This window comes from Intrasporangium sp., assembly GCF_030452765.1.
In the GTDB taxonomy this organism is placed as follows: domain Bacteria; phylum Actinomycetota; class Actinomycetes; order Actinomycetales; family Dermatophilaceae; genus Intrasporangium_A.
Genome location: NZ_JAKDLO010000285.1, coordinates 1 through 3,735 on the forward strand (window position 1 = coordinate 1; position 3,735 = coordinate 3,735).

Here is a 3,735-nt window from a genome sequence, read left to right on the forward strand (position 1 = left end):
GGACGAACCAGCCGATGGGCCGGTGGATCGACCAGCTCCTGCGGATCGACGAGTACCCGGACTCGGCTCGCAAGTGCGATGCCTGCCCGCTGATCCTGCCGTACAGCGAGACGACCGACAACCTCGGCCTGCTGCTCGGAGTCGACGTGGACGCGGTCGCTGACAAGTTCACCGTGGGCACTCGTCAGGTCAGCGACATCGAGCCCGTCGCACCGAAGTTCCCCCGTGACCCGGGCCGTCGCGGAGCTTACGTACTCAGCCCCACCTCGTACGGCCTCGGGAAGGTCATCACCGCCCTGGAGGATGCGCACGTGCCGACCTTCCGTGCCAAGGCACGGGTAGCAGTCCTGGGCCGGACCCTGCCGCCCGGGGCGGTCCTCGTTCCTGCGACGCCAGCGGTGCGCCAGGTCCTGCAGCGCGCCAGCACCGAGACCGGGCTCCCCGTCTACACGGTGGCGAGGACCCCGAAGGTGAAGGCGCTCAAGCTCAAGAACACCACGCGTGTCGGCCTGATCCGGGGCGCCAACAACATGCCCGGCGGCTGGCTGATGTGGATGTTCGAGCAGTACGGGGTCGACTACCAGGTCGTAGGAGCCGACGACTACGACAGCCTGGCCAAGAAGTTCGACACCATCGTCCTGGCTCCAGGAGTCTCCACCCGTACCCTCACCCAGGGACTCGACCCCGCGAGGTACCCGGAGCGGTTCCACTGGGCGCGCGGAGTGCCCGATGCCCCGGCGAAGCTGCAGCAGTTCGTCAAGGGTGGCGGCAACCTCGTGAGCCTCGGGTCTGGCTCTGAAACGGCGCGCACGGCGCTGGAGCTGCCGTTGCAGAACATCACCCCCACGGACCGCAGCACCTTCACCATCCCCGGGGCGCTGTTGAAGCAGACGTTCAACAAGCAGGTTCCCGCTGCCTGGGGCATGCCCAACGCGTGGCCCGTGTGGTTCAACAACGACCCGGCCTACAAGGTCGAGGGGCCTGCCGACATCGCCGCTTCCTATCCCGACACCGACGCCCTCCTCGTCAGCGGGTATGCGCGCGGCGACTCCGCGCTCAAGGGCGCCAGCAACGTCGTCAGCTTCGACGTCGGCAAGGGACACGCCACCGTGGCGGGTGGACACATCACCTTCCGCACCTGGCCACGTGCCACCTGGACGGTTGTCACCAACGCCATCTACAACGGCGCCGCATCGAGCGTGAACCCCGCTCAGCTGCGTCGCGGCCTGCAGTAGGAAGCCGGCAATAGGAAGACGTGCTCGCGACCGACCAGGAGCCCTCACTCCTGGCCGGTCGCAGCCTGGTTCTGGGCGGAGCCGTTGCCCAAGGCGGGCGGCATACTCGGGCCATGAGCGCAACCGAGCACGCGTCCATCACCCGCTTCCGCGAGGAGCTGGATCGTCTCGGTGGGACAGGGGAGGTCGTCGTGCTGCCCGAGTCGGTCCACACAGCTGCCCTGGCCGCGGAGGCACTCGGCTGCGAGGTTGGCGCGATCGCCAACAGCCTGCTCTTCGACGCCGACGGGACACCCGTGCTGATCCTCACCTCGGGCGCGCACCGCGTCGACACCAAGAAGGTCGCGGCGCTGCTCCGCGTCCACCGCCTGCGGCGCGCTTCACCCGACTTCGTACGCGAGCACACCGGCCAGGTCATCGGCGGTGTCTCCCCGATCGCGCACCCGGCGCCGGTACCGACCTACGTCGACCCGTGGCTGCGCCGCCGTCCGGTCGTCTGGGCGGCCGCCGGACATCCATCGGCAGTCTTCAGCACGAGCTACGACGAGCTCGTGCGCCTGACTGGCGCCCGGTCGTTGGAGGTGGCGTGAGCGATGCGAGCGTGGAGGGACACGATCCGCGAAGATCGCCAGGGGCTTAGATGGCTTTGCCGTGGCTGCCGGGTATAGCGTGAAGCCCAGACGCGCCGAGCGCTGGTGGTGCTGTTCCCAACCATGCCTGTAGTTGGCTACACTTGTAGACAGCGAAGGGTTGGGCCCGCACGAACCGCGCCCAGCCCTTCTGCATATCTGTGTGAACCGTCGAAGTCTGTAACCTCCTGTGCTGGCTCGCGCTGTCCCCCTGTCTGTGCGAGCCAGCTCAGGAGTAGAGGGGCCCGGTCGCGACGCCGCCGGGCCCCCTCTTCGTGTTAAGGAGTGTTTGGGCGGAACCCCCACGGCCACCGCCCAGCCCCCGCGTGTCACACTCCGCGACCCTCTTCCTGGTCGCCCTCATCCGTAGTCGCGTCGTCGAGATCGTCAGCCGCGACCTCATCGGTGCCTCGCTCAGCGGCGGCACCGGTACCTGCGGGGGGTTCCTCGCTCGCTTCACCGGACCAATCAGGATCGACCTCGCCGGCGACCTGCTCGGGCTCGGCCAACTCGCCCGTGTGGTCCTTCGCCTCGGTGAGGTCGGCCACCTTGTCGGCGGCGCGGTCCTTGAGCGAGGGAGCGGGTGGGTCGGTCAGCGGGCTCGCCCACGGATCGTCGGCTCGTTGCCGCCGCCAGAACGCGGCGCCAGCACCCACCGCCGCGGCGAGCAGGCCGACCCCGATCAGCCACCACTTGAGCTTCGACGAGCCTCGTGGCTCCGTGATCGTCGCCTCACCGGTGAGGACCTTGAGTGCGTCATGCGCGCGCTCGCTGCCGACGTGGGCCGACACGCGTGCCTGCTCGACGTATGGCGTTGCGCCCTCCTTGGCGTGGGAGAGGCCGGCTGCTGCCGTTGCGATCGCCGCGGACACCTTGGGCAGGACGTCCTCGAGGAGACTGGACTGCGCCGACTCGACCTTCGGCCTGGCGCGCTCGGCGGCATCGTGCAGGGCGGGTCCCGCCTTGTCTCGAGCCGTCGCGTACTGCTCCCGGGCCAGCTCGGCGGCATCGTGCAGCGCCGGGCCGGCCGCCTCTCGAAGTGTCGTGGCCGCGTCCCGAAGTGACGCGGCCGTTTCGGTGGCCTCCGTGCGCACGTCGGCCAGCTTGTCCTCGAGCCCGGCCTCCATGTCTGCGACGCGGTCGGCGGTGCTGTCGATCGTGGTGCTTCCTGGCATCAGTCCTCCTCGGTTCTCGGGCTACTTACCCTCCGGACCCGACCTGTCACTTGGGTTCTTCCGTGACGACGGACAGCTCTGGCCCGTCGGCAGCGGCAGAGTCGTCCCCGGCCGCCTCCGATGACGACCCGGGGCCCGCAGCTCCGGTGACATCGGTCGTCGTGACGTCCGGCGCCGCTTCGCGAGCCTCGGGGCCCGGGACGTCCTCGACAGGCCGAGAGTCCGCAACCTTGTCGACCCCCCGTGCCACCTGCTCCCTGGCCTTGGTGATGGTGTCCGTGTACTTCCCACCGGTGTGCTCGTCGACCCAGCGGCCCGCATTCTCCACGAACCCCTCGATCTTCTCCCGGTTCTCGTGGGCGAGCTCGCCCACCTTTCCCTTCGCCTGGTGCGCCGCATCCTTGGCCTGGCCGGCGAACTGGTTGGCCTTGTCCTTCAGCTCGAGCTCCTCGGCCTTCGCCCTGGCCTGCTGCTCGAGCTCCTCGGCCCTGTGCTTGACCTTGTCCGCGAATGACATCGTTGTCCGCCTCCTCGGCGTGGTATGACCCGAATGATCCGACCCTAGAACGTCACGGCCTTGATGTGCAGTCCCAAACAGCGTCCGTATGCCGTTCACCTCCCTCAACCACCCACGCTCAGTCAGCCGCGTGGCCCGTTCGGGTGTACGGGGGTGCCGGCGGTTCGCGGCCGTGAGCC

The 3,735-nt window shown here is 68.8% G+C and carries 4 protein-coding genes; 2 read left to right on the top strand and 2 right to left on the bottom strand.

Annotated features, from left to right (window positions below):
• Positions 1-1,235, top strand: a 1,235-nt coding sequence (locus L0H79_RS21395) for a hypothetical protein (RefSeq protein ID WP_301486741.1), incomplete at its 5' end; no start/stop codon positions are given.
• Between the two features lie 113 nt (positions 1,236-1,348).
• Positions 1,349-1,825, top strand: coding sequence for a YbaK/EbsC family protein (locus L0H79_RS21400; RefSeq protein WP_301486742.1), 477 nt, complete (start codon positions 1,349-1,351; stop codon positions 1,823-1,825).
• 368 nt (positions 1,826-2,193) lie between these two features.
• Here L0H79_RS21400 and L0H79_RS21405 read toward each other — a convergent pair whose 3' ends face one another.
• Entirely contained in the window at positions 2,194-3,039 is an 846-nt protein-coding gene (locus L0H79_RS21405; RefSeq protein WP_301486743.1) for a hypothetical protein, read from the bottom strand.
• A 46-nt stretch (positions 3,040-3,085) separates the two neighbouring features.
• Complete coding sequence (locus L0H79_RS21410) at positions 3,086-3,556, bottom strand: antitoxin (protein ID WP_301486745.1); 471 nt, start codon at positions 3,554-3,556, stop codon at positions 3,086-3,088.
• Between the last annotated feature and the right edge of the window lie 179 nt (positions 3,557-3,735).

Coding starts and splice junctions, on each gene's coding strand:
- L0H79_RS21400 (WP_301486742.1), top strand. CDS start 1,349: ATGAGCGCAACCGAGCACGCGTCCATCACCCGCTTCCGCGAGGAGCTG.
- L0H79_RS21405 (WP_301486743.1), bottom strand. CDS start 3,039: ATGCCAGGAAGCACCACGATCGACAGCACCGCCGACCGCGTCGCAGAC.
- L0H79_RS21410 (WP_301486745.1), bottom strand. CDS start 3,556: ATGTCATTCGCGGACAAGGTCAAGCACAGGGCCGAGGAGCTCGAGCAG.